Annotated in this window: 27 protein-coding genes; 13 read left to right on the top strand and 14 right to left on the bottom strand. The window is 63.2% G+C overall.

What is annotated here, in order from left to right:
* Nucleotide 1 precedes the first annotated feature (1 nt).
* The 5 genes from G8E03_RS13610 to G8E03_RS13590 are packed head-to-tail and all read left to right on the top strand — an operon-like array spanning nt 2 to nt 3,703.
* Complete coding sequence (locus G8E03_RS13610) at nt 2-1,678, top strand: ATP-binding protein (protein WP_166192985.1); 1,677 nt, start codon at nt 2-4, stop codon at nt 1,676-1,678.
* Between the two features lie 2 nt (nt 1,679-1,680).
* On the top strand, nt 1,681-2,127 hold the full coding sequence (locus G8E03_RS13605) for an HPr kinase/phosphorylase (protein ID WP_240910365.1): 447 nt from the start codon (nt 1,681-1,683) through the stop codon (nt 2,125-2,127).
* A complete protein-coding gene (rapZ, locus tag G8E03_RS13600) occupies nt 2,105-3,013 on the top strand; it encodes an RNase adapter RapZ (RefSeq protein ID WP_166192982.1) in 909 nt (302 codons plus the stop codon). The genes G8E03_RS13605 and rapZ overlap by 23 nt, the downstream gene beginning before the upstream one ends.
* An 8-nt stretch (nt 3,014-3,021) precedes the next feature.
* The gene (locus G8E03_RS13595) at nt 3,022-3,432 is read left to right on the top strand and encodes a PTS sugar transporter subunit IIA (RefSeq protein WP_166194263.1); all 411 of its coding nucleotides are present in this window, start codon (nt 3,022-3,024) and stop codon (nt 3,430-3,432) included.
* Between the two features lie 4 nt (nt 3,433-3,436).
* Nucleotides 3,437-3,703 (top strand): HPr family phosphocarrier protein, encoded by a 267-nt coding sequence (locus G8E03_RS13590; RefSeq protein ID WP_166192979.1) that lies wholly within the window; start codon nt 3,437-3,439, stop codon nt 3,701-3,703.
* 44 nt (nt 3,704-3,747) lie between these two features.
* Here G8E03_RS13590 and G8E03_RS13585 read toward each other — a convergent pair whose 3' ends face one another.
* The 3 genes from G8E03_RS13585 to G8E03_RS13575 form a co-directional block, all read right to left on the bottom strand.
* Entirely contained in the window at nt 3,748-4,338 is a 591-nt protein-coding gene (locus G8E03_RS13585) for a cytochrome b (protein WP_166192976.1), read from the bottom strand.
* A gap of 52 nt (nt 4,339-4,390) precedes the next feature.
* Complete coding sequence (locus G8E03_RS13580; RefSeq protein ID WP_166192973.1) at nt 4,391-4,960, bottom strand: YceI family protein; 570 nt, start codon at nt 4,958-4,960, stop codon at nt 4,391-4,393.
* Between the two features lie 159 nt (nt 4,961-5,119).
* A complete protein-coding gene (locus G8E03_RS13575) occupies nt 5,120-5,995 on the bottom strand; it encodes a 3-hydroxybutyryl-CoA dehydrogenase (RefSeq protein WP_166192970.1) in 876 nt (291 codons plus the stop codon).
* Nucleotides 5,996-6,117: 122 nt separating this feature from the next.
* Here G8E03_RS13575 and G8E03_RS13570 point away from each other — a divergent pair, with 122 nt between their 5' ends.
* Together G8E03_RS13570 and G8E03_RS13565 are read left to right on the top strand one after the other, a co-directional pair.
* Nucleotides 6,118-6,960, top strand: coding sequence for a DUF6473 family protein (locus G8E03_RS13570; RefSeq protein WP_166192967.1), 843 nt, complete (start codon nt 6,118-6,120; stop codon nt 6,958-6,960).
* Nucleotides 6,961-7,018: 58 nt separating this feature from the next.
* Nucleotides 7,019-7,723 (top strand): NYN domain-containing protein, encoded by a 705-nt coding sequence (locus tag G8E03_RS13565; protein ID WP_166192964.1) that lies wholly within the window; start codon nt 7,019-7,021, stop codon nt 7,721-7,723.
* Between the two features lie 101 nt (nt 7,724-7,824).
* Here the strand turns inward: G8E03_RS13565 and G8E03_RS13560 are convergent, their stop codons facing one another.
* From G8E03_RS13560 to G8E03_RS13545, 4 genes are all read right to left on the bottom strand, one after another.
* On the bottom strand, nt 7,825-8,754 hold the full coding sequence (locus G8E03_RS13560; RefSeq protein ID WP_166192961.1) for an electron transfer flavoprotein subunit alpha/FixB family protein: 930 nt from the start codon (nt 8,752-8,754) through the stop codon (nt 7,825-7,827).
* A 1-nt stretch (nt 8,755) separates the two neighbouring features.
* Nucleotides 8,756-9,517, bottom strand: coding sequence for an electron transfer flavoprotein subunit beta/FixA family protein (locus G8E03_RS13555; RefSeq protein WP_166192958.1), 762 nt, complete (start codon nt 9,515-9,517; stop codon nt 8,756-8,758).
* A gap of 180 nt (nt 9,518-9,697) precedes the next feature.
* Entirely contained in the window at nt 9,698-10,270 is a 573-nt protein-coding gene (locus G8E03_RS13550; protein ID WP_166192956.1) for a cob(I)yrinic acid a,c-diamide adenosyltransferase, read from the bottom strand.
* Nucleotides 10,270-10,476: a twin transmembrane helix small protein gene (locus tag G8E03_RS13545; RefSeq protein ID WP_166192953.1), complete on the bottom strand. Its 207-nt coding sequence runs from the start codon at nt 10,474-10,476 to the stop codon at nt 10,270-10,272. The genes G8E03_RS13550 and G8E03_RS13545 overlap by 1 nt, the downstream gene beginning before the upstream one ends.
* A gap of 135 nt (nt 10,477-10,611) precedes the next feature.
* Between G8E03_RS13545 and parC the strand changes: the two genes are divergently transcribed.
* From parC to G8E03_RS13530, 3 genes are read left to right on the top strand one after another with little or no spacing between them, the layout of a single operon-like run.
* A complete protein-coding gene (gene parC, locus G8E03_RS13540; RefSeq protein ID WP_166192950.1) occupies nt 10,612-12,924 on the top strand; it encodes a DNA topoisomerase IV subunit A in 2,313 nt (770 codons plus the stop codon).
* Nucleotides 12,925-12,940: 16 nt separating this feature from the next.
* Nucleotides 12,941-14,137: a DUF898 family protein gene (locus tag G8E03_RS13535; RefSeq protein WP_166192947.1), complete on the top strand. Its 1,197-nt coding sequence runs from the start codon at nt 12,941-12,943 to the stop codon at nt 14,135-14,137.
* Nucleotides 14,137-15,246: a M48 family metallopeptidase gene (locus G8E03_RS13530; protein WP_166192944.1), complete on the top strand. Its 1,110-nt coding sequence runs from the start codon at nt 14,137-14,139 to the stop codon at nt 15,244-15,246. Before G8E03_RS13535 ends, G8E03_RS13530 begins: the two co-directional genes overlap by 1 nt.
* Here the strand turns inward: G8E03_RS13530 and G8E03_RS13525 are convergent.
* From G8E03_RS13525 to G8E03_RS13505, 5 genes are read right to left on the bottom strand one after another with little or no spacing between them, the layout of a single operon-like run.
* The gene (locus tag G8E03_RS13525) at nt 15,243-15,953 is read right to left on the bottom strand and encodes a hypothetical protein (RefSeq protein ID WP_166192941.1); all 711 of its coding nucleotides are present in this window, start codon (nt 15,951-15,953) and stop codon (nt 15,243-15,245) included. The two genes, G8E03_RS13530 and G8E03_RS13525, sit on opposite strands and share 4 nt — an antisense overlap.
* Nucleotides 15,950-16,435 carry a transcription antitermination factor NusB gene (gene nusB, locus G8E03_RS13520; protein WP_166192938.1) on the bottom strand — a complete coding sequence of 162 codons (486 nt, stop codon included), beginning with the start codon at nt 16,433-16,435 and terminating at the stop codon, nt 15,950-15,952. Before nusB ends, G8E03_RS13525 begins: the two co-directional genes overlap by 4 nt.
* A 1-nt stretch (nt 16,436) precedes the next feature.
* The gene (locus G8E03_RS13515; protein WP_166192935.1) at nt 16,437-16,979 is read right to left on the bottom strand and encodes a 6,7-dimethyl-8-ribityllumazine synthase; all 543 of its coding nucleotides are present in this window, start codon (nt 16,977-16,979) and stop codon (nt 16,437-16,439) included.
* Nucleotide 16,980: 1 nt separating this feature from the next.
* On the bottom strand, nt 16,981-18,081 hold the full coding sequence (ribB, locus tag G8E03_RS13510) for a 3,4-dihydroxy-2-butanone-4-phosphate synthase (RefSeq protein WP_166192932.1): 1,101 nt from the start codon (nt 18,079-18,081) through the stop codon (nt 16,981-16,983).
* A gap of 10 nt (nt 18,082-18,091) precedes the next feature.
* Complete coding sequence (locus G8E03_RS13505; protein WP_166192929.1) at nt 18,092-18,700, bottom strand: riboflavin synthase; 609 nt, start codon at nt 18,698-18,700, stop codon at nt 18,092-18,094.
* 140 nt (nt 18,701-18,840) lie between these two features.
* Here G8E03_RS13505 and G8E03_RS13500 point away from each other — a divergent pair, with 140 nt between their 5' ends.
* The 3 genes from G8E03_RS13500 to G8E03_RS13490 all read left to right on the top strand — a co-directional run bounded on the left by G8E03_RS13500 (nt 18,841) and on the right by G8E03_RS13490 (nt 23,244).
* Nucleotides 18,841-20,127 (top strand): capsule polysaccharide biogenesis protein, encoded by a 1,287-nt coding sequence (locus G8E03_RS13500; RefSeq protein ID WP_166192926.1) that lies wholly within the window; start codon nt 18,841-18,843, stop codon nt 20,125-20,127.
* A gap of 88 nt (nt 20,128-20,215) precedes the next feature.
* The gene (locus tag G8E03_RS13495; RefSeq protein ID WP_166192923.1) at nt 20,216-21,352 is read left to right on the top strand and encodes a polysaccharide biosynthesis/export family protein; all 1,137 of its coding nucleotides are present in this window, start codon (nt 20,216-20,218) and stop codon (nt 21,350-21,352) included.
* 14 nt (nt 21,353-21,366) lie between these two features.
* Complete coding sequence (locus G8E03_RS13490) at nt 21,367-23,244, top strand: capsule polysaccharide biogenesis protein (RefSeq protein ID WP_166192920.1); 1,878 nt, start codon at nt 21,367-21,369, stop codon at nt 23,242-23,244.
* On the opposite strand, the gene ribD is transcribed toward G8E03_RS13490, so the two are convergent.
* On the bottom strand, nt 23,222-24,322 hold the full coding sequence (gene ribD, locus G8E03_RS13485) for a bifunctional diaminohydroxyphosphoribosylaminopyrimidine deaminase/5-amino-6-(5-phosphoribosylamino)uracil reductase RibD (RefSeq protein ID WP_166192917.1): 1,101 nt from the start codon (nt 24,320-24,322) through the stop codon (nt 23,222-23,224). The genes G8E03_RS13490 and ribD overlap by 23 nt on opposite strands.
* A complete protein-coding gene (gene nrdR, locus G8E03_RS13480) occupies nt 24,315-24,791 on the bottom strand; it encodes a transcriptional regulator NrdR (protein ID WP_166192914.1) in 477 nt (158 codons plus the stop codon). The genes ribD and nrdR overlap by 8 nt, the downstream gene beginning before the upstream one ends.
* Nucleotides 24,792-24,949: the final 158 nt, after the last annotated feature.

Here is a 24,949-nt window from a genome sequence, read left to right as displayed (position 1 = left end):
CGTGCGGGATCGAAACAAGCGCAGGGGGCTGTCGTTGCCACGGCTGGAGCGTGGAGGCGGTCTGACCATCGCCGCGTCGCAATCTGGCCGCGATCAGGACGATACCCCTGATGAGCTGTATTCCACATCGCCCATCGCGCGAAAGATTGTGTTCTTCAACCTGTTGGCGCAGGCGACATTGGTAATCGGGATATTGTTCCTCAGCCAGTTTGAGCGATCGCTGGTCGAACAGCGCGCGCAGGGCCTGGTTCGCGACGGATTGCTGATCGCCCGCACCATCCATCAATTCGGTGTTCAGGCCGACGGCACGGTCCTGAACATGGACATCGCGGACGAGGTGGTCCAGTCGGTCGGCCCTGTCACTGGCGCGCAGGTCAGGCTGTACGGAATGGACGGTGACTTGCTGTCCGACAGTCTGAGCGCGGCGGAACAGGCGCGATCGCAGATGGAGGAAGGTGAGGTCACATCCGCCGGGGAGGTTGCCGTTTATCTGTTCGATACCGTGATAGATCGTATCTCCGCACTGCTGCGGCGCAGGGAGGGATCGGGCGCAACCCTGACGCGCGAGGTCCTTGATGATATCGTCGAGGATGCGTTGTCCGGGCAGGCTCGGCAGATCGTCAGCAGCGATGATGCCGGCGATTACATTCTGTCGGTGTCGCTGCCCGTGATCTCGCGGAACCAGCCGGTGGGCGCTTTGGTGATGTCCACGCGCAGCGGCGACATCTCGCAACTGGTCTCCAACGAGCGGCGACAGATGATGACGATGTTCCTACTGGCGCTGACCGTCTCGATTGCGCTGTCGGTTGTTCTCGCGAATTCGATCGCTCGCCCGCTGCGGGCCTTGGCGAATGCGGCGCAGCGGGCCAGCCGCTCGACCCGTGACATGGCGCCGGAGCGTATTCACTTCCCCGATCTGACGGGACGCCCCGATGAGATCGGGAACCTCAGCCGTGCGCTGATCCTGATGACGCAGGCGCTCTACGAACGGATCGAGGCAAACGAGGTTTTTGCCGCCGACGTCGCGCATGAGATCAAGAATCCCCTCACCTCGCTGCGATCCGCGGTGGAGACGATGGAATATGCCAAGACGGACGAGCAGCGCAAACGCCTGCTGGATGTGATCGCCAGTGACGTGCAGCGGCTGGATCGACTGGTCACCGATATCTCCAACGCGTCGCGGCTGGACAGTGAACTGGTGCGGGAGGAGATGGAGCCCTTCGATCTGAACGCTCTGGTAACGGCGCTGGTCGAATACAATCAGGGTGAGGCGAGCAAGCGCGAGGTTGTCCTGAGCGCCGAAACACCGGAGCCAGCCGTTATCGTGCAGGGGCTGGAGGGGCGGCTGGCGCAGGTCGTGGTCAACCTGATTACCAACGCGGTCAGCTTCACACCGCCGGGGGGGCGCGTGACGGTACGGGTTTCGATCGCGGACGGGCAGGCCATCGTGACCGTCTCGGACACGGGGCCGGGCATTCCCGCCGACAATTTGACGGATGTCTTCAGCCGTTTCTATTCCGAACGGCCGGGACAGACATTCGGCACTCATTCGGGCCTCGGCCTCGCGATCTCGAAACAGATCGTCGAGGCGCATAACGGGCATATCTTCGCCCGGAATCTGACCGATGCGGCAGGTGAAGTTACAGGGGCGCAATTTACCGTGGAACTGCCATTGTGACCGTGCACGGCACTGTTATAGCAGGGCCGCACCGGGCGGTCCTGATCATCGGGGCCGCAGGGTCGGGCAAGAGCGCCCTCGCGCTGGACCTGATGGCGCGCGGGGCCAGGCTGGTGGCGGATGACAGGGTCAGGATCGAACCGCGCGACGGTCAACTGATCGCCTCCGCCCCCGATACGTTGCGTGGGTTGGTCGAGTTGCGTGGCATCGGCATCGGACGTGTGATACCGCGTCCATACGCGGCGCTATCGCTGGTGGTGGATCTGGACGCGACACCGGACGGGCGGCAGCCGGATCCGCTGACCTGGCATCATCGCGGCATCACATTGCGTCGGATCGCTGGCAGGTCGATCTTGCAACTTTGCAGTGTGATCGAACTATGGCTACGTGACGAAATCGAATTGATCGACGAGGGCGGATGCGAACATGACAAAGGGGATTCACGATAGAACGCCGATGGTGCTCGTGACCGGTCCATCCGGTGCGGGGCGCACGACGGCGATCCGGGCGCTGGAGGATTTGCGTTTCGAAGTGATCGACAATCTGCCCCTGTCTCTGATCGAACAGGTCGCCACCGGTGACGCCCGAGGACCGCTGGCCATCGGTGTGGATGTCCGCACGCGGGGCTTTTCCGCCGGCAACCTGCTCGACATCGTGTCCTGGATGCAGGAGGAGCCCAGCGTCGCGGGCAAGCTGCTATATCTCGACTGCACGCAAGAGGTTCTGTCACGCCGGTTTTCCGAAACCCGCCGCCGCCATCCGCTCGACGATGAGGCCGCCGCCACCGCCGTCGCGCGTGAGGTGGACATGCTCAGCGGCCTCAAGGATCGCGCCGATATCGTCATCGACACCACCGACCTGTCGCCGCACGATCTGAAGGCGGAGATCGCCACGTGGTTCGGCCCCGAAGGGCGCACCGGCTTGTCCGTAAGCGTCCAGTCGTTTTCCTACAAACGTGGCATCCCGCGCGGTCTGGACATGGTGCTGGACTGCCGGTTCCTGCAAAATCCCCATTGGCAGCCCGAGCTGCGCGCCCTGACCGGATTGGATGAGGCGGTGGCCCGCTATGTTCAGTCCGATCCGCGCCACGATGCGTTCCACGATCAGGTCTGCGCCTTGCTCGACCTGCTGATTCCCGCCTATCGTGATGAGGGCAAGGCATATTTCAGTCTGGGATTCGGGTGTACCGGGGGGCAACACCGCTCCGTCTATATGGCTGAGGCGATCGGGAAACGTCTTGCGCAGGCGGAAACACGCGTGTCTATTCGCCACAGGGAACTCGACCGGAAAACGGCATCCGAAGCAACGGTCGCCGCTTCGGGAAAAGAAGGGTGAAACCGGGTTTGATCGGTATCGTCATTGTGGCCCATGGTGGGCTCGCTCAGGAATATCTCGCTGCGCTTGAACATGTCGTCGGGCCGTTGAAGGGTGTGCGCGCCATTTCCGTCGGCCCGGATGACAAGCTGGAAACCCGGCAGGATCAGATCGCGACCGCGTCGGATGAGGTCAATCAGGGGCAGGGCGTGATCCTGGTGACGGATCTGTTCGGCTCCACCCCCTCGAACCTCGCGATGAAGGCCTCCATGCGCCACGGGATGGATATGCTATACGGGGCCAACATGCCGATGCTGGTGCAACTGGCGAAGTCGCGGCACCTGCCACGGGCCGATGCGATCAACGCGGCGGTCGATGCGGGGCACCGTTATCTGGATGCCCGTCACGCGCCCGCCCCTTCCTCTGTCGTTGCCTGCTGAGCCTATGAAATTCACGCTTGATATAACCAACCGCAAAGGGCTGCACGCCCGCGCCTCCGCCCGCTTCGTCGAATGTGTCGAGGCCCGCGACGCGACCGCTTCGGTCACGCGCAACGGTGAAACCGTTTCCGGCGACTCGATCATGGGTCTGCTGATGTTGGAGGGTGCGCAGGGAACCCGGATCGAGGTGGTGACCCACGGCCCCGAATCCGCACTGCTGGCAGAGGATCTGAAGGCACTGGTCCTCAGCAAGTTTGGTGAGCCTGACTAGTTTTCGGCAAGGCTACGCCTCCGCCGGAACCTCCCAGACCGCGGTTAATCCAGCCCCGGCCTGTCCCGACCGAAGGTCATGCGTCGCAGGACGTCGTCCCGAATGACGAAGCCGTGCAATATAGCGCCGCCGACATGCGCGAACAGCGTCACGCTCAGCACGATGCTCGACCAGAAATGAATGCCTCGCGCCAGATTCTCGACCCACGAGACGCCGGGAACCCAGGGGTCCGGCATTGCGAACCAGTCGAAAACCATGTTGTCGATATTCAGCAGATCCTGCAGCGGCGCGGCAGCCGACATGGCCCAACCGCTCAACGGCATCAGGAACAGCATGACGTAGAGGATCAGATGCGACGCCTTGGCGACACGTGCCTGCAATCTGGGCGTATCGGCAGGCAGACCGGGCCGCTTGCGCGAAAAGCTCATCCATACCACCCGGATCACGGCCAGAACGAAAACCACAAATCCCCAGCTCTTGTGAATTTGCGTCAGCGCGAACTGGTCCAGCGGATCGGGCACGAAGTTCGTCATGTAGACGCCCAGCCCCAGCATCCACAACACGATGCCAGCGGTAATCCAGTGTATCAGACGCGTGGGAATGCCCCAGCTTCGTTCGGAATTCAGAAACGGCATGATGTGTTCCAGATGTGGCCGGGGCGGCCCATTGCCGCCCCGGGCAGCATTTTTACTGCTTGATCATTTCCAGATTGACCGTAACCGGAATGACGGCCGGGATCACCGGAGCGCCGAAATCCATTCCGAATTCCGTGCGATCCACGCTGCCTGTCGCGGTGAAGCCCGCGACCTGCATATCAGGATTGAACGGGAACGGGCCGATCTGGTTGAGCGTGGCGGCAAAGACCACTTCCCGCGTCTGCCCCAGCATCGTCAGGTCGCCGGTGATGTCGGCGGTGTCCTCACCCGTTTGCGCAACGGAGGTGGACACGAAGGTGATTTCAGGAAATTCCTCAGCGTTCAGAAAATCCCCCTGCGTGAGGTGTTCGTCACGGCTCTCCCACCCCGAATAGACGGAACTGGCGTCGATGGTGACGGAGATTTCCGTCGCTTCGATATCCTCGGGGTCGAACGAAACGACGGGGTCGATGTTCTGGAACCGTCCGTGCAGAACGGAGAAGCCCAGATGGTCGACCTCGAACGTGACGGAGGTATGCGAGGGATCGGCCTGCCACTGGGCGAACGCCGCAAGCGGGGCCAGGGTCAGGGCAGTGGCAAGGGATACGCGGCGCAGGAACATTGGAAAATCCTCTCATTTCCAGTTGAATTTTCCTACAATGGGCGCGACAGGCCATGCTTGTCACCTACGATTGCGACAAACAGATTGTATCGGCATCAAGAACAGTCACGGGCGCGTTACCGCGTTGTTCCGAAAAAGCGATCAAATTCCCCCCGGGGTTCAACGTGTTGGAACCGGCGTTTCGCCCCGATAATCGTAGAATCCGCGATCGGTCTTGCGACCCAGCCAGCCCGCCTCGACATATTTCGTCAGCAAGGGACAGGGGCGGTATTTCGTGTCGGCCAGCCCGTCATGCAGGACGTTCATGATGGCCAGGCAGGTATCCAGCCCAATGAAATCGGCCAATTCCAGCGGCCCCATCGGATGGTTCGCGCCCAGCTTCAGCGAGGTGTCGATGCTCTGAACGGAGCCGACGCCCTCATATAGCGTATAGATCGCTTCGTTGATCATCGGCATCAGAATGCGATTGACGATGAAGGCGGGAAAATCCTCGGCGCTGGCGGAGGTCTTGCCCAGCTTTTCCACCACCGCTTCGAGCGACCTGTAGGTTGCATTGTCCGTGGCGATGCCGCGGATCAATTCCACCAGTTGCATCACCGGAACCGGGTTCATGAAGTGGAAGCCCATGAACCGTTCCGGCCGGTCGGTCTGGGACGCAAGGCGCGTGATGGAAATCGAGGACGTGTTGGAGGTCAGTATCGTCTGTTCGCCCAGATGCGGCAGCAATTCGGCAAAAATGGCGTGCTTGACGGCTTCCTTCTCGGTCGCGGCCTCAATGACGAGGTCCAGCTTCGCCAGATCGGTCAGGGTGCCGGTCGTCGTGATTCGCGACATGGCCGCGTCCCGTTCGGCTTGGGTCATCTTCTCCCGCGTGACCTGCCGATCCAGGTTCGCGGCGATCTTGTCCACGGATGCGGTGAGGGCCTCTGGCGAGATATCCGTCATCGTCACGTCGAACCCGGCGAGGGCGAAGACATGGGCGATTCCGTTGCCCATTTGCCCGGCGCCCACAACGCCAACTGTTTTGATATCCATCGGCAAGCCCCTCACATGTTGCACCGCGACAATAGGCGTTCCGAAGCATTGTCCGCAAGATGTTGAGGGTCCGTTAATATTTCTGCCTTACGCAAATCATTGGATTGTGGGGGGAGTGGATGATGAATTTTCAGTCGGTGCTGGCGACGGGTCTGAATTATCGGGAATATCGGTGGGGGCGCTCGCGGCAGGTGTTTCGCGGCCCGAAACCCAACCTCAAGAAACCCTATATCGCCTGTATCGGCGGCTCGGAAACATATGGACGGTTCGCGCAGGAGCCGTGGCCGGTCCAGCTTGAGGATCATTTCGGCCATGTCTGTGCAAATTGGGGAACGCCGGGGGCCGGGGCCAGCTTCTTTCTCAAGGATCCTGTCCTGCTCGAAGCCTGCTCGAATGCACGTGCCTGTGTGATCGCGGTCATGGGCGCGCATGTCGTGTCCAACCGGCTGTATTCGGTCTATACCCGGCGGAACCTGCGGTTGCGGACGGTCAGCCCGATGTTACAGGCCTTGTATCCCGAGGTGGAGTTTTCGCAGTTCCGGTTCGTGCACAACATGCTGATCGCCCTGCACAGGGTCAGCGAGGACCGGTTCGCCGTCGTCGAACTGGAAATGCGACAGGCCTGGCTGGCACGGATGCGCGAACTGATGACGGATATCGAAACGCCGAAGATTCTGTTCTGGTTTTCCGATTCCTCCCCCGACGATCCAGATAGGATGCAGCCATCCATTGCCCGTGAAATGGCACCTCCCTTCGTGGATCGCGCGATGATCGACGAACTGCGCCCCTATGCGGACATATATGTCGAATATGTAGCCTCGGCGGAGGCGGCGGATGGGCCCCGTATTCCGGGTTTGAAACCACCCCGCGTTGCGCGCCGCTGCCCCTCGCATGTCATGCATTACGAGGCAGCGCAGTTGCTGTCCGATCCATTGTCCCGATTGCTCGGATTGTCCTTGATGTAAGTTGCTCAGTCGGGTTTACGGGCTACCTGTTTCGAACCTGACCCATACTGGTGTAATCATGGCTGACTCCCTCAAACTCGCGGTTCTGATTGACGCGGACAACACGAATCACAATGTCGCACAGGCGCTGTTCGATGAAATCGCACGCTTGGGGGAGGCGAATGTGCGCCGTATCTACGGTGATTATACCCGATCCGAAATGCAGGGGTGGGAGAAGAAGCTTGCCACCCACGCGCTGATCCCGACGCATCAGCCGGCATATGTGAAGGGAAAAAACGCCTCTGACATCACGATGGTGATTGATGCGATGGACCTGCTGCACAAGGGCAATGTGGACGGGTTCTGCCTGATCTCCTCCGACAGTGATTTCACCCGTCTTGCGCAACGGATCAAGGAGGAGGGCGCAGTCGTCTACGGCTTTGGCGAGCAGAAGACTCCCGAAGCGTTCCGCGCGGCCTGCACCCGGTTCATCTATAACGAAAACCTGATGAATGGCGCGGCCGACGCGGGCACGCCTGAACGGCGCAAGACGCAGGCACCCTCCGCCGCCGTGCCGATCATCCGATCCGCGATGGCGGAGCTTGAGGGTGAGGACGACTGGGTATCGCTCGGCGTTTTGGGACAGCGGATCAGCAATGCCCGCCCGGATTTCGATGCGCGGACCTATGGGTGCCCCAGCCTGTCCAAACTGGTGCAGAAGACCGGCGCGTTCGAGTTGAGCCGCGACACCGGCAACCACGTGGTCGTGCGTCGGATAGACTGATCCGCCCTTGCCTGAGCTGCGAGGCCCCCATTCCGTGAACCTGACTATAAATGAAAAGGGGCGCCAGTTGGCGCCCCGTTCCGTCTGATGGTTCTAACGGATCAGGAGAGAGCCTTCTCCAACTCGGGCACGGCGTCGAACAGGTCTGCGACCAGGCCATAATCCGCAACCTGGAAGATCGGTGCTTCCTCGTCCTTGTTGATCGCGACGATGATCTTGGAATCCTTCATCCCGGCCAGATGCTGGATCGCACCCGAGATGCCGATCGCAATGTAGAGGTCCGGAGCCACGACCTTGCCGGTCTGGCCGACCTGCCAGTCATTGGGGGCGTAGCCCGAATCGACCGCCGCGCGCGAGGCACCTACAGCCGCGCCCAGTTTGTCCGCCAGCTTCTCGACGATGGCGAAGTTTTCCTCCGACCCCACGCCGCGTCCGCCGGAGACGACGATCTTGGCCGAGGTCAGATCGGGGCGATCGCTCTCGGCGATCTTGTCCTCGACCCATTCGGAAAGCCCGGATGCTGCCGGTGTGTCGATCGTCTCGACAGGGGCGGAGCCACCGGCACCCGCCGCATCGAAGGTCGAGGTGCGGATCGTCACGACCTTGGTCGCGTCGGAAGACTTCACGGTCTGGATGGCATTGCCCGCGTAGATCGGACGCTCGAACGTATCTGCATCGACGACGCCCGACACGTCGGAGATCACCATGACGTCCAGCAGGGCCGCGACGCGCGGCATGATGTTTTTCGCATCCGTGGTCGCGGGGGCGACGATGTGGGAATAATCCCCCGCCAGCGACACGATCAGATCCGCCGTCGCCTCGGCCAGGCGGTGACCCAGCGATGCGTCCTCCGCGACCAGCACTTTGGCAACACCGTCGATGGTCGCGGCGGTTTCACCCGCTGCGGCGGCAGAGGCGCCCGCGCACAGAACCGTCACATCGCCCAGCGATTTTGCAGCCGTGACAGCCTTCGCGGTGGCGTCCATGGACAGTTCGCCAGAATTGACTTCTGCAAGAAGAAGAACGGCCATATCAGATGACTCCCGCTTCGTTTTTCAGTTTTCCGATCAGTTCCTCGACGGATTCGACCATGACACCTGCGGACCGCTCGGGCGGTTCGGTGGTCTTGACGACGCTCAACCGGGCGGTGACATCCACGCCGTAATCGGCGGGGGTCTTTTCCTCCAACGGCTTTTTCTTGGCCTTCATGATGTTGGGCAGCGAGGCGTAGCGCGGCTCGTTCAGGCGCAGATCGACGGTGACGATTGTGGGCATCTTGACCTTGATGGTCTGAAGACCGCCATCGACCTCCCGCGTGACGACGGCGCTGTCGCCCTCGATCGCCAGTTCGGATGCGAAGGTCGCCTGCGACCAGCCCAGCAGCGCCGACAGCATCTGACCTGTGGCGTTCATGTCATTATCGATTGCCTGCTTGCCGGCGATGACCAGATCAGGCTCTTCCTCCTTCACCACTGCGGCGAGCAGTTTGGCGACGGCGAGCGGTTCGATATCGTTGTGAACATCGTCGGAGGCATTGATCAGGATCGCGCGATCCGCACCCATGGCCAGCGCGGTGCGCAACGTTTCCTGCGACTGCTTCACACCGATGGAAACGACGACGACTTCCTCGACCGTACCCTTTTCACGCAGGCGGATCGCCTCTTCGACGGCAATTTCGTCGAACGGGTTCATCGACATCTTTACATTGGCGAGATCGACGCCGCTGCCATCCGCCTTCACACGGACTTTAACGTTATAGTCGATCACGCGCTTGACCGGTACTAGGACCTTCATTGCGTCTCTCCACTGCTAGGGCCGGATTGCCCGGCGACTCTTTCGCTGCCCTGTTTAACGGGGGCTTTCCCGCGCGACCATGGCAAATGCGATGTTTTCATATGCAAACGCGCACGAATATGTCGCGCCCGTCCTACGGATCTCGTGTCGGATCGCGCATAGGTCAAATTCAACGTCACGTCAGCGGTTTGCTCCCGGCACCCACAGCACGTCGTCGCGTCCGTCATCGTTGGCGATCCGGCCTGCGACGAAGAACCAGTCGCTCAACCTGTTGAGATATTTCACTGCCGCTGGATTGACCGCCTCCGCCGCGGCCAGTTCCACGACCAGACGTTCCGCGCGGCGGGCCACGGTGCGGCACATATGCATCTGGGCTGCCAGCGCCGATCCGCCGGGCAGGATGAAACTGCGCAGCGGGTCCAGGCGGGCGTTCATAGCGTCGATCTCCCGCTCCAACCGGTCCACCTGAGCGGCGACCATGCGCAGGGGGGGGTATTCCCGTTCGGCGTCCTGCTCCATATCGGGGGTGCACAGGTCCGCGCCCAGATCGAACAGGTCGTTCTGGATTGCGGACAGCATGGTATCCATGTCGCCCTGCGCGACCTGCCTGGCCAGACCGACAGTGGCGTTGACCTCATCCACCGTTCCATAGGCGTTGACCCGGTGCGAATGTTTCGCGACCCGCGTTCCGTTGCCCAGGGCGGTTTCGCCGGCATCGCCGGTGCGGGTGTAGATCTTGTTGAGAACGACCATCAGCTTCCTCCGCGTGCGATCCAGACGCCGATCACGATGATGACAACGGCGACGAACTGCAACAAGATCCGCAGGCGCATGATCTTGTTGGCATATTTCTTGTTGAAATCGCCGCCCTTGGCAAAGCCGCCGACGCCGATGAGAAGGACGACAAGTACCGCCAAGCAGGCAATGCCGATCACGTAGAGTAAGGGTCCCTGTACCATATCCCATCAGTTAGCTTTCCCGGGCGCACATGCAAAGGGGCCATCGCGTCGCGGGCAGGTATTTGGCGGGCGCGATCACGTGAGGCGTGGCGTTTGGCACTTTACCGTCCTGTAGCGCCGCCATAGACCTTGTGCATGGCAGATATCGACGACACGACAGACGGCCCGGCGGATGCGAACGGCGGGCATATCACTTCGGAACCGCTCGCCCGGGCGATCGGGGACCGTTACCTGCAATATGCGCTGAGCACGATCATGCACCGGGCGCTGCCCGATGCGCGCGACGGGTTGAAGCCCGTTCACCGTCGCATCCTCTACGCGATGCGCGGCTTGCGGCTGGACCCCAACGGCGCGTTTCGCAAATGCGCCAAGATCGTGGGTGAGGTGATGGGCAATTATCACCCACATGGCGATCAGTCGATTTACGACGCCCTCGCGCGGTTGGCGCAGGATTTCAACGTCCGCTATCCGATGGTGGACGGGCAGGGGAACTTCGGCAACGTGGACGGCGACAACCCCGCAGCCCAGCGATACACCGAGGCCCGCATGACCGCCGCCGCTGTCGCGATGATGCACGGCCTGGCCGAGAACGCCGTCGATTTCCGCCCCAACTACGACGGTTCCGAGAGCGAGCCGGAGGTGCTGCCCGCCGCCTTTCCCAACCTGCTGGCGAACGGGTCCACCGGCATTGCCGTGGGCATGGCGACCAACATTCCGCCGCACAATGTAAGCGAGGTGATCGACGCCGCGCTCTACCTCATCAAGACGCCGAACGCGGGCATCGAAAAGCTGGTGGAGTTCATCCCCGGCCCCGATTTTCCCACCGGCGGCACCATCGTCGAGGCCCCCGCCGCCATCCGCGACGCCTACGCCACCGGGCGCGGTGCCTTTCGCCTGCGCGCTGTCTGGGATGTGGAGGAGCTGGGCCGTGGACAGTGGCAGATCGTCGTTACCGAAATCCCCTATCAGGTGCAGAAATCCAAGCTGATCGAGCGGATCGCGGACCTGATAAACTCCAAGAAGCTGCCGATCCTCGCCGATATCCGGGATGAGAGCGCCGAGGATATCCGCATCGTTCTGGAACCGCGCGCGAAAACGGTGGAGCCGTCAACCTTGATGGAGGCGCTGTTTCGCCAGTCCGATCTGGAAACGCGCTTCTCGCTCAACATGAACGTGCTGATCGACGGGCGCACGCCGCAGGTCTGCAATCTGCGTGAGGTGCTGCGCGCCTTTCTCGACCATCAGCGTGACGTGCTGCTGCGCCGCTCGCGCCACCGGTTGGAGAAGATCGCCCACCGGCTCGAAGTGCTCGAAGGCTACATCACCGCCTATCTCAACCTGGATCGGGTGATCGAGATCATCCGCACAGAGGATGAGCCGAAACCCGTGATGATGGCGGAGTTCGAGCTGACCGACGTGCAGGCCGAGGCAATCCTCAACATGCGGCTGCGGTCCCTGCGCAAGCTGGAGGAGATGGAGCTGCGCAAGGAACGCGACGCCCTGATCGCGGAGCGTGCGGAGCTGGAGGAGATGCTGGCCTCGGACGATCTGCAATGGGGCCGGATCTCGGACCAGCTTCGCGACACGCGCAAGACCTTCGGCGCGCCGGCGAAGTACAAGGGCCTGACCGCCGCCGAAAGCCTCGCCGATATGAAGCGGGCCGATGGGGCCGACTATCCCACAGGCGCACGTCGCACCGGCTTCGCGGATGCGCCTGTCGTTGCTGATATCCCGCTGGAGGCGATGATAGACCGTGAGCCGATCACCGTCGTCTGCTCCGAAATGGGTTGGATCAGGGCGATGAAGGGGCATATCGCCCTCGATTCCGAGCTGAAGTTCAAGGATGGCGACGGCCCGTGCTTCATCTTCCACGCGGAAACCACGGACCGGCTGGTGATGTTCGGGACAAACGGGCGGTTCTACACCCTGTCCGCCGCCAGCCTGCCTGGCGGGCGCGGCATGGGCGAACCCGTCCGCCTGATGGTCGATCTGCCGAACGAGGCGGAGGCGCTGGCCCTGTTCAAACACGATCCGGAGCGCAAGCTGCTGGTCGCGTCCTCCGCCGGGGATGGCTTCATCGTGCCCGAGGCTGAGGTGATCGCGCAAACCCGGTCGGGCAAGCAGGTATTGAACGTACGCGATGCGAAGGCGATCGTGTGCAAGCCGATCCAGGGCGATCACGTCGCCGTCGTGGGCGAAAACCGCAAGGTTCTGGTCTTCGGTCTGGACGAATTGCCCGAAATGGTGCGGGGCAAGGGCGTCAGGCTGCAAAAGTACAAAGATGGCGGTCTGTCCGACGCGATCACCTTCACCCTGTCCGACGGGCTGCAATGGAAGGAAAGCGGCGGGCGCACCCGCACGCAATCCGATCTGACGGACTGGATCGGCAAACGGGCGGGCACGGGCCGCATGGCCCCGCGCGGGTTCCCCCGCAACAACATGTTCTGAGCCGAAACGAGGCCACATGACGTTTACAGTCGCCCGCGCCCCAACCGATTCAGCGCCGAGCTATCACGGTAGCGGCGCTGCGCTGTTCTGGCTGATGGTGCGCACGACGATCTACAGCCTTCTGACGCTGGGGATCTATCGGTTCTGGCAGCGCACGAAGATGCGCCAGCATTTCTGGAACGGAATCCGGGTCGGCGGCAGCCCGCTGGAATATACCGGTACGGGGTTGGAAAAGCTGCTGGGCTTTCTGATCGCGGTGGTCTTTCTAGCGGTCTATCTGGGGCTGTTCCAGATCGGTTTCTTCTTTCTGGGTCTGCAACTGTCAGGGGGGTCCGAACTGGTCGGGCTGTTCACCTCCCTGCCGGTCGTGCCGTTGATCTACTACGCGCAATACCGCTCTCGTCGATATGTGCTGTCGCGTACGCAACTTCGCGGTATCCGCTTCGCGATGGATCGGGATGCGCTGGGTTATGTCTGGCGGGCGCTGGGGCATCTGTTGCTGACGGCGATGACGCTGGGCGTGCTGTATCCACGGATGCATTGGTATCTGGAGAGGTACAAGGCCAACCGCACCTGCTACGGCGATGTGCGACTGTTGCAGGGCGGACGCTGGCAGATGCTGATGCGGCCCTGGTCGGCGGTGATTGCGACCCTGATCCTTCCGTTTGTCGCCGCAGCGGTTTTCATGGCTCTGGACAATGGGTTTCTGGCCGGGTTGAGCTTGCTGGCCCTGCTCGCCGCGCCGATTGCGTGGATCCACTACACCGTTTCGTCCTTCAGGATCCTGACCGATACGAAAAGCGCTGCGGGCATGTCGTTCACGTCCCGCGCGCGCACCGGCAGCGTGATCGCGATCTATCTGCTTGGGTATCTGCTGATCGGGGTCATCGTATTCCTTGTGACGACAACCTTGATGAGCGGTGCCGCCGTCGTGACGGGCGAGGTGTTGAAGATGCCGAGAGATCTCGACGGTCTGGCCGATTTGCTGCCCTTCGTGACGTTCTGGGTGGTGATGCTGGGCTATCTGGCGCTGTTCCTCATGTGGTCGGCGCTGAACGCGGTCTTCATCACGCAGCCGTTGCTGGCGCACTATGTCACGACCCTGACGATCCACAACGCGGACGAAATCGACACCGTGCGTCAGCGCGAGCAGGACGATTTCGTGGAGGCCGAGGGCTTCGCTGACGCGCTGGATGTAGGGGGCGCATTCTGATGATGGCCAAGGGGCGGTATTTCGACGGACACGCGGCGCGCGGGCGGCCGGTGGATCTGACACTGGGCACCTCCACGCTGGCGATCAGCGATTCCGATACGGGGCGTGTGATCGCCGGATGGCCGTTCGCGGATTTGCGTGTGCTGCCCGGCGGGGTCAAGGACGGCATGTTTACGCTGGCCCGGATGAAGGAAGCGGCCCGTGTCGAATGCAGCGACGCGGCCCTGTTGCATGACCTGCGGCGTCAGGTGCGCGGCCTGACGCGCGGCCCGGCCCGGCGGCGCGGCGCCGGGCGCGTGGCGCTGTGGGCGGGTGCCGCGGTGGGGGCGCTGGCGCTGATGATCTTCGGTCTGGTGCCGCGTCTGGCGGAGAGGTTGACCGTACTGATCGACCCGCAGGTTGAAATCGCGATGGGCGATCAGGTTCGCGTCCGGCTTGGCGATATCTCCCCCCTGCTGCTGGACGATCGGGCCCGGGCCTGCGTCGATCCTGCGGGGCAGAAGGCGCTGGACCGCATGGTCGCGCGGATCAGCCGCGATCTGGACCTGCCCTATCCCCTGCGAGTGGAGGTTTGGGACGCGAACATGGTCAACGCGATTACGCTGCCTGGCGGACGCATCATCTTCTTCAACGACCTGATCCAGCAATCCGACACGGCGGAGGAAGTCGCTGGCGTTCTGGCGCATGAGATCGGGCACGTCGCACATCGCGACGGCCTGCGGCTCAGCCTGCGGGCGGCGGGATCCGCGGGATTGCTGGGCCTGATCGTGGGGGATGCGACAGGCGGGGCCGCCGCCGTGATCGCCGCGGAACAACTTCTCAACGCATCCTATACGCGCGGGGCGGAGACGGCGGCAGATCGTTTCGCCTTCGACCTGTTGGACCGGGCGAATGTCGATGTTTCAGCCTTCGCCGGGTTTTTCGAGAAGATCGGCCAGCAAGCAGGTGAGCCGCCCGCCATCATGGAGCATTTTGCCACCCATCCCGATCTGGATTTGCGCGCGCAACAGGCGCGCGATCATGGGAATACAGGTCCGACCCGCCCCGTGTTAACCCCGCAGCAATGGTCGGACCTGCGCAATATCTGCGACAGCACGCAGCGGCTTTAGGTTTCGTCAGCGACCAGTTGTCCGTAGACCTCCGTCGTGAAGATGGCAAAGAAGGCCAGCACCAGGGAGGATACGACTGTGTTGATCGCCAGCAATGCGCCGATGCTGCTTCCGACCACGCCGATAACAGCGCCCGATACCATCATCGCCGCGAACAGCAGCGCGATCGTGCCGGTGAAGCTGAACGCGATCTGCCAGCGACGCCCGCGGCTCATCTCGATGCAGCGCATCAGAGCCTCGAATCCGCGTCCCTCAATCACGATGACGGGGACCAGTACCGCGAAGATACCGAAGGCATAGATGCCCGGAAAAATCAGCAGCATAAGGCCGAGCCCGACCACCACACCCACGACGATGGACAGCAGGAACAGCGGCAGGATCATCTGAGCGGCGCGGTTGATATAGGCCATGGGGTGTGGCGGCGCACCGCGCATCACGTCCCACGCGGCCAGATGTAGCACCGCAGACAACGCGCTGAGGATGATCTGGCTGAACAAACCCCACAGCACCATGCCCGAGGTCAGGTTGATCACCGCTTCATCGCCGTCGCCCTGTATCGACGCGCCATAGACGGTGTATTCAATCCCGAACAACACCGCCTCGATCACCGTCACGGCTACGATCCCGGCAAATGCCAGCGTAAAGAACAGCAGGAAGTTTTCGCGCAACAGCGAGAATGCTCTGCGATACGCCAGCAACACGTTCATTCGAACGCCTCCGGCTTCATCTCACGTGCCATGTGATCCAGCACGGCGTTGACGAATTTGGGTTCCTTGCCATCGGAAAAGAACGCCTTGGCCACATCGACATATTCGGTGATGACCACACGCGGCGGGGTGGATGAGGCGAGGATTTCCGCCCCTGCCGCCCGGAACAGGGCGCGCAGGGTGGGGTCGATGCGGCCCAGCGGCCAGCGTTGGACCAGCGCGCGATCCGTCGCCTTGTCGATATCGCCTTGGCGATCCAGCGCGTCGGACAGCGTTTTGCGAAACAGATCGACATCACCCTCGCTATAGGTCTCACCATCCAGTTCCGCACCAAATCGGTGGGTTTCGAACTGCTCGCGCACCTCGGGCATGGGTTGGCCGGACTGCTCCATCTGGAACAGCGCCTGCACGGCGAACAGGCGCGAGGTGGAGCGCATCTGCCGCTTTTCCTCGCGGCTGGGTTTGGGAACGGGTCTGGGCATGTCAGGCAGTGTCCTTCGGTGCGGGCATTCCCGCCATGAGTATATCGTCGCGCGGGTCACCGACAGGGGCGGGCGCATGGTATTCACGGTCGATGGCAATCAGGTGAAGGGCGGCAATGGCTGCGCCCGCGCCCTTGTTCATCTGCGCAGGGTCCGCACGTTCGACCGCTTGATCCATGTTTTCCACAGTCAGGATGCCGTTGCCGATGCAAATCCCGTCCAGGCCCAGCAGGGTGATCGCGCGGGAGCTGTCGTTGCACACCGTCTCGTAATGCGTGGTCGCGCCCCGGATCACGCATCCCAGCGCGACGAAGCCGTCATAGCGATGCGAGCGGCTGACGAGGCGGATCGCGGTCGGAATTTCCAGCGCGCCGGGAACCTGGATCGCGTCGCAGGTCGCACCGGCATTCGCGATCGCGGTTTTCGCGCCTTCGATCATCCAGTCGGCAATGCCGCGATAGAAGGGGGCCGTGACCAGCAACAGATGCGGGGCAGGGGTCAGGCGCGGGGCGGCCATGGTGAAATGTTCCTCGTGGCTCGCCATGTCAGACCTCCTGACCCTTGTCCGGGATCGGTTGCGTTCCGGCGATGCTCAGCCCGTATCCCTCAAGCCCGACGACCTTGGGCGTGGCGGAGTTCGTGAGCAGAACCAGCTCATGCACCCCCAGCGCATTGAGGATCTGCGCCCCGGTCCCGTAATTGCGCAGCGTCTGGTGCGAGACCTCGTCGCCCATTGCCATCTTGGCGGACATGTCGCGCAGCAGGACGATGACGCCGCGGCCTTCCTCACCGATGATCTTCATCGCCTGTTCCAACTGGTGCGCGCGGCCCGGAACCAGCGCCAGCATATCCTCCAGCGGGTTTGCGGAATGCATCCGCACCTTGACCGGGCCGGAGGTGACATCGCCCTTGGTCAGCGCGATATGCTCCGCCCCGCCGGTCACGTCCGAGAAGACGCGCAGAGTCCAGTCGCCGCCATATTCCGATGTGACATCGCGGGTCGCGATCTGACGCACCAGATTGTCATGTCGCCGGCGATAGGCGATCAGGTCGCTGATGGTGCCGATTTTCAGCCCGTGCGTCTGGGCGAAGCCGATCAGATCGGGCAATCGGGCCATTTCGCCGTCATCCTTCATGATCTCGCAGATCACGCCGGATGGGTCGAGCCCGGCAAGTCGGGAAATATCGGTCGCGGCCTCGGTATGACCGGCGCGGATCAGAACGCCGCCCGCGCGGGCGCGCAGGGGAAAGACGTGGCCGGGCGTCGCGATGTCCTGCGGGCCGCTCTCGGGGTCGATGGCGACCTTGACGGTCTGCGCCCGGTCGGCGGCGGAGATGCCGGTCGTCACCCCCTCACGCGCCTCGATCGAGACGGTGAACGCGGTTTCATGCCGCGAAGAATTGCTCTGCGCCATCATCGGCAGTCCCAGCGCGTCCAGCCGTTCCCCCGAGAGGGTCAGGCAGATCAGCCCGCGCCCGTGCGTCGCCATGAAGTTGATCGCGGCGGCATCGGCATGAACGGCGGGGATCACCAGATCCCCCTCGTTCTCACGATCCTCATGATCGACGAGGATGAACATCCGCCCCGCCTTGGCGTCGGCGATGATATCCTCCACGGGGGAGATGACGTCGGCGTAGTCGGTCATGTGCCGTCCTTCAGTTTTTGGCCTGAATGTCGTTCAGGCGGGCGACATAGCGCGCCAGCGTGTCGATCTCCAGATTGATCATATCGCCGGTCGTGACGTCACCCCAGGTGGTTTGTTGCTTTGTGTGGGGAATGAAGTTGATTCCGAAATCGCAGCCATCGACATCGTTCACGGTCAACGAGGTGCCGTTCAGCGCGACGGAGCCCTTGGGCGCGATGAACTTCGCCAGATGCTCGGGCGCGCGCAGGGTGACGCGGGTGCTCTCCCCCTCATCCTCGATGCGGATCACCTCGGCCAGTCCATCGACATGGCCCGAAACGATGTGCCCGCCCAACTCGTCACCGACCTTCAAGGCGCGTTCCAGGTTCAGCCGCTTGCCCTCAGCCCAGGTGCCGGCTGTGGTCTTGTCGATGCTTTCGGCGCTGATGGTCACATCGAACCAGTTCTGGCCAGCGGCCGCCCCACGGTCCACCACTGTCAGGCAACAGCCGTCACAGGCGATGGACGCGCCCAAATCTATTCCCTGAACGTCATAGCTGGTCGCGATGCGCACATGCAGATCACCCCGCATTTGCGCAGAGGCGACCCGTCCTATATCCGTAACGATACCGGTAAACATTGCACCGTGCCTCACTATCTGCCGTCTTCGGGATCGACAGCTATGCCCGGCACGCCCGATTGGCAAGATGATTGGCACGATGACCGACGCGGGCAACACCGCAATCATGCCTGATACGGCAGGGGGATGACGATCAGAATATGCGACATTTTCTGCTTCTTCAGGGGCCGCACGGACCATTCTACGCCAATTTGGCCGACAAGTTGCGGATCGCCGGGCATGAGGTCTGCCGCGTCGCCTTCAATGCGGGCGATTGCTTCGAATGGGGGCGCAGGCCGGGCCTGCTGCGCTATCGCGATCCGCCGAATGAATTTCCCGACTGGCTGAAGACGCGGATCGCGGATCGCGGCATAACGGATCTGATCCTGTACGGCGATCACCGCTGGATGCACCGCGCCGCCGTCACGACCGCGAAACAGGTGGGTACACGCCTGCATTTTCTGGAGGAAGGCTATCTGCGGCCGCACTGGATCACGTATGAGCGTGAGGGTGTGAACGGGGGGTCGTGCCTGATGGACATGACGATTGAGCATGTTCAGGCCCTGGCAGGCGCCATCCCCGATCGCGACCGCCCCGCGCCTGACCAGTGGGGCGCGATGGGACGGCACCTGTTTCACGGTCTGCGTTATCATCAGGCCGTGGCGCGCGGGGCGCGGGACTGGCCTGCCACGCCTGCGGCGCGTGATATCCCCCTGCGGCAGGAGGGGCGCCACGCCCTGCGCGCGCTGATCGACCTGCCGGTCCGTGCGCAACGTCGCCGCTGGGCGGAACGGCGTCTGCACAACAGCGGCGCGCCCTATCACGTCGCATTACTGCAACTGGGCCATGACGCTTCGGTACAGGCGCACAGCCCCTATTCGGACATGACGAGCTATATGCAGGACGTTGCCGCCGCCTTCGCGCAGGGGGCGCCCACCCATCACCATCTGGTGTTCAAGCTGCATCCCTTCGAGGACGGACGTGAGGGGTTGCACAAGGTCGCACGCCGGGTTGAGGTCAATTCGGGCCTAACAGGCAGGGTGCATCTGCTGGAGGGGGAGCGTCTGGCCTCCCTTCTCGACACGGCGGACAGCGTGGTCACGGTCAATTCGACCGCCGCGCAACAGGCGCTGTGGCGCAATCTGCCGGTTCACGCCTCGGGGCGGGCCATCTTCGCGAAGCGGGGGCTGGTCTCGCAGCAATCCTTGCGCGACTTCTTCGCGGACCCGATGCCGCCCGATCACGATGCTTATCTGACCTTTCGCCGGATGCTGCTGGCCACGTCGCAGATCAAAGGCGGGTTCTATACACGGTCGGGCCGCGCAACCTTGCTGCGCGGTCTGGTGGACCGGATCCTGGCGGAGGAAGGGCCCTATGCCGTTCTGGACCGCGACCTTGCGGCCTCAGAGGCGATCATTCTCCCCCTGCGGCGGGGCGAAGGGGCATAAAGCGTTTGGACCGTGCGATCCGCACATGGTAGGATGAGCCAGACCGGCATCAGTCGGCGTGACTCCGGACGGGCAGAGGAATTTTCGCATGGTATCTTGCACATCGCGTGGTCTTCTGGCGCTGGGCGTCCTGATCTTTCTTTCCGCCTGCGACAGCCTGCCCCGATCCGGCCCCACGATCGACGAAATCACCGCTCAGCCCACAGATGGAAGCCCTGCGGTCGAAATCGTGCCGATCACTGACGAAGTCGGCCGTCTGACACGGCTGGACGAATCTCGCAGCTTCTCCCCCGCGTTCCAGAATGCAGCGGTCGAGAATATCGAGATGATCCGCCCTCTGGACGTGCTGAACATCACCGTCTGGGAAAGCGGGGAATTTCCCCTCTATGGCGGGGCCGGTGGCGGCGCCTCAGGTCTGGTGGACATGCGGGTCGGGCTGGATGGCACGTTCTTCATGCCACAGGTCGGAACGGTTCGTGCGGCGGGAAAGACGATCGAGGGATTGCGCCGCGAATTGACCGCGCGCCTCGCCCCGATGACACCGGAGCCGCAGGTGGAGCTGCGTCTCGAATCCTCGGGAACCAACACCGTTCGCATCTTCGGAAGCGAGGGCGCGCTGGGCGAGGTTCCCATCGGTCCCGGCACACGCACCCTGACCGGCCTGATCGCGAACGCGCCATCCGCGGGTGTCAATCCGACCATTTCGCAATTATCCATCCGGCGTGGCAATCTGGTCGAGCGGGTGTGGGTTTCGGACATCTTCAACGACCCCGCTTTGGATATCGCGCTGCGCGGTGGCGACGTCATCAATATCGAGCGTGATCCGCGCAGCTTCATCGCTCTGGGTGAACTGGGTGCGCAGGCTCAGGTGGAATTTACTGGGCGCGACATTTCCCTGATGGAGGCCCTAGCCACGATCGGCGGCCTCAACAGCTCCACCGCCGATCCACGGGGGGTCTTTGTCCTGCGTGAGGAACGTCCGGAGGTCTATCAGCGCATCACTGGCCAGGCCACCGACGGTCCGGTGCGCACGGGCTACGTGATGGACCTGACCAAACCCGCCGCGTTCTTCGTCGCCTCGAACTTCTCGGTCCGCGACGAGGATATCATCTTCGTGTCCGAGGCACCTTACGTGCAGTTCCTCAAGATCATCGGCTCCATCACACCGCCGATCACCAGCGTGAATTCGACGGCCCAACTGCTGACCGGCGGTCTGGGCGGCTGACGCGCGGCGCGGGCGTGAACGACCTGCGCCGCCTCGGCGTGCTTTCGCTGGGGTTCTGGCGGCAACGCTGGCTGTGCGACGCGCTGCGCGGTCAGGGCTGGCGGGTAGTCCCCGGTTGGCAGGACTGTGATGCGATCGGTGTCTGGGGGCGCGGGGGCGTGGCCGCGCGCGGTATCGCGATGGCGCAGCGTCGCGGCCTTCCCCTGCTGACGATCGAGGACAGCTTCTTGCGCTCGATCCATCCCGGTCATGGTCCCGCTGCTGGCCTGATCCTCGATCCCGGTGGCGTGCATTATGACGCGACCAGTGACAGCCAGGTCGCGGCGATCCTGAGCGCGGGCCCCGTGCCGGATGGGGATACCGCGGACGCGCTCGACCTGATGCGGCATCATCGTCTGTCGAAATACAATCACTGGCCGGATTTGCCCTGTTCTGATTTGGCGAAAGGGGCTGTCTTGCCCGACCGCTTCGTTCTGGTCGTCGATCAAATCGCGGGCGATGCGGCCCTATCGGGGGCCGGGCGGTCGGATTTCGCGCAGATGCTGGCGGTCGCGCGCCAGCGCAATCCTGAAACGCCGGTGCTGGTCCGACCCCATCCATCGGGGCGTGGATTGCTGACGCCCGCGCCCGCGCTGCCCTTTGCCGTGAACCCCTGGGACATTTGGTCTAGAGTGACCGAAGTGCACGTGCATTCCTCGCAATTGGGGCTGGAGGCGGTCCTCGCCGGTCATCGTCCTGTGGTGCATGGACGCCCGATCTATGCCGGATGGGGGTTGAGCGAAGATTTGAATCCCCCCGCTGGACGGACTGCCCAACTCGACATGGCGCAGTTGTTTGCCGGTCTGATGCGTGATGCCAGCATCTGGCCCGATCCCGTGACGGGTCGGGACCGTGGCCTGTTGCGCGCGGTGGAGGATTTGGCCGCTGTGGTGGAGGCGCATCGGCGGACGAATGGGCGCAGCAGATTGCGCAACGTCTCGGCCTGGAAACGCGCCCGTGTGGCACGCATGCTGGGACGCACAGGTGCGCCCGTCACAGTGGGCTGGGGGCCGGATCACACGGCGGATGTCAGGATCGAGGACGGGTTCATCCGTTCCCGCGGTCTGGGCGCGGCGCTGGTGCCGCCGGTCTCTCTGATCCATGATCGGCGCGGCATCCATTTCGACCCGACGCGCCCCTCGGATCTGGAGGCGTATATCGCTGCCAGCCCCGACCTGCCTGCGGCGGCGCTGCGCCGTGCTGCCAGATTGCGGCAACGGCTGGTGGCCGGGGGCATCGGAAAATACAACCTGTCCGGCGCGTTGCCTGCATTGCCGCAGGGCCGCCGCATCCTGATCGCGGGACAGGTGCCCGGCGATGCCTCCGTCCGCTGCGGCGGCCCGAACGTGACCGATGCCGATGTGATCGCAATGGCACGTGAGGCGGAGCCGGACGCGGTGCTGTTGTACAAGCCCCATCCGGATATTGTGGCGGGTCTGCGCAGTGGCGCGCCAGCAGAGGGCGCCGACATGATCGTTGGTCAGGTCTCCCTGCCGGCCCTGCTCGACCAAGTTCAGGGGCTGTGGACGAACACCTCCCTCGCCGGATTCGAAGCGTTGCTGCGGGGGGTTCCGGTCACGTGCTTGGGCCTGCCGTTCTATGCCGGGTGGGGCCTGACGGAGGACCGCGCCGACATCTCGGTTTCGCGGCGAAGGGCGCGCCCCGATCTCGATATGCTGACCCATGCCACGCTGATAGATTATCCGATTTATCTCGACCCGCAAACGCTTCGCCGTTGCGGCCCGGAACGGGTCGTCAGTTGGTTGGAGGCGGGAGGGAGGGAGCCTTCAGTGCCGCTGGCCGGACAGGGGCGGATGCTGTCGCGGCTGCTCAGATACGCCACTCGGACATGACGTCTGGCCCGATGGGCGTGCTGCGCACCAGCGTCCAGCGCGCCATGTCGGGCAGCGGCTCATCCGGCAATGCCGCGATCGAGGCGAGTGCCTCAGCACCCATCACCAGCCCGGCATGGAAATAGACGAGCCGGTCCACCAGCCCCGCGCGCAGCAGCGAGGCGGCCAGCCTTCCACCCCCCTCGCACAACACGCGCGTGACGCCGTTTTCTCCCAGCAGGTCCAACAGACCCGCCGGGATCAGGGCGCCGGTGTCGTCCGTGGGGCAGGCGAAGGTCAGGGCACCCAACCCCTCCCACGCCTTGCGCCGCGTCCGGTCGGCGTCGCGCCGGTGCATCAGCCAGACCGGTTGCGACGGGATACTGCGGGCCAGCCGTCCCGTCAGGGGCAGGGACAGGCTGCCATCCGCAATGACGCGCAGGGGGCTGGCATCGCCCAGACCCGGGATCCGCACATCCAGCATTGGATCATCGGCGCGGGCGGTTCCTGCACCGATCAGCAGGGCATCGCTCTGCGCGCGCATCAGGTGCACCGCTGTGCGGGCCTCCGGCCCGGTGATCCACCGGCTTTCCCCGCGCGCCGTGGCGATCCGGCCATCCAGCGATGTGGCCAATTTCAACGTGACGAGCGGTCTGCCCGTGGCCTGTCGCATCAGGAACCCGGCATTCGCCTCACGCGCGGTGTCGGCCATGTCGTGCGCGATGACGACCTCGATCCCGGCGGCGCGCAGCCTGCGCAATCCCTCGCCCGCGACGCGTGGGTCGGGGTCCTGCATCGGCACGACCACACGGGCCACACCAGCCGCGATCAGGGCATCGCAGCAGGGCGGGGTGCGGCCATGATGGGCGCAAGGCTCCAGGCTGACATAGGCGGTGGCGCCGCGTGCCGCAGGGCCGGCCTGCGTCAGTGCGATCGTTTCCGCATGTGGTCTGCCGCCCGGCTGGGTCCAGCCGCGTCCGATGATGCGGTCCCCGGCGACAATCACGCATCCTACGGCCGGGTTCGGCCAGGTCCGACCCAGTCCGCGCTGGCCCAAGCTTATCGCGTGGGTCAGATGGCGGCGATCCCCCTCAAGCATCCGTATCGGGTTCGGGGGCCGGTGGACGTAATTCCTGCACGAAATCCTCGAAATCGTCGGCTTCCTGAAAATTCTTGTAGACGCTGGCGAAGCGGACATAGGCAACGGTATCGATCCGGGCGAGCGTTTCCATGACGATCTCTCCGATCGTGTCCGAGGCGATATCGCTGTCCCCCATGCTTTCAAGCCGCCGCACGATGCCGCTGATCATCTGATCGACCCGCTCCCCTTCGATCGGGCGTTTTTGCAGGGCGATGCGGATCGAGCGTTCCAGCTTATCCCGATCGAACCCTTCACGCCGCCCGTTTTTCTTCACGACCACCAGATCGCGCAGCTGCACACGTTCATAAGTGGTGAAACGACCGGCGCAGGCAGGGCAGTAGCGTCGCCTGCGGATTGCAACATGATCCTCCGCCGGACGGGAATCCTTTACCTGAGTTTCGGTATTTCCGCAAAAAGGGCAGCGCATGTGGCGAACTCCGTCCAGCAGTGCAGATTTGGCACTGCGAGCCATCGGTGGTGGTTCGTGCCACTTTGCCTGCCATGCCTAGGGGTGGCAAGGGTTCACGCGCGGATGCCTGCCAAATATCGGATGCCGAACCCGGGGTCTGGCATCCGATTTCGCTG

Origin of the sequence: Pontivivens nitratireducens (assembly GCF_011290545.1) — a bacterium.
Taxonomy (GTDB): Bacteria; Pseudomonadota; Alphaproteobacteria; order Rhodobacterales; family Rhodobacteraceae; genus Pontivivens; species Pontivivens nitratireducens.
Note: the sequence above shows the minus strand (reverse complement) of the source record. Positions and strands in the feature narration are given on the sequence as shown.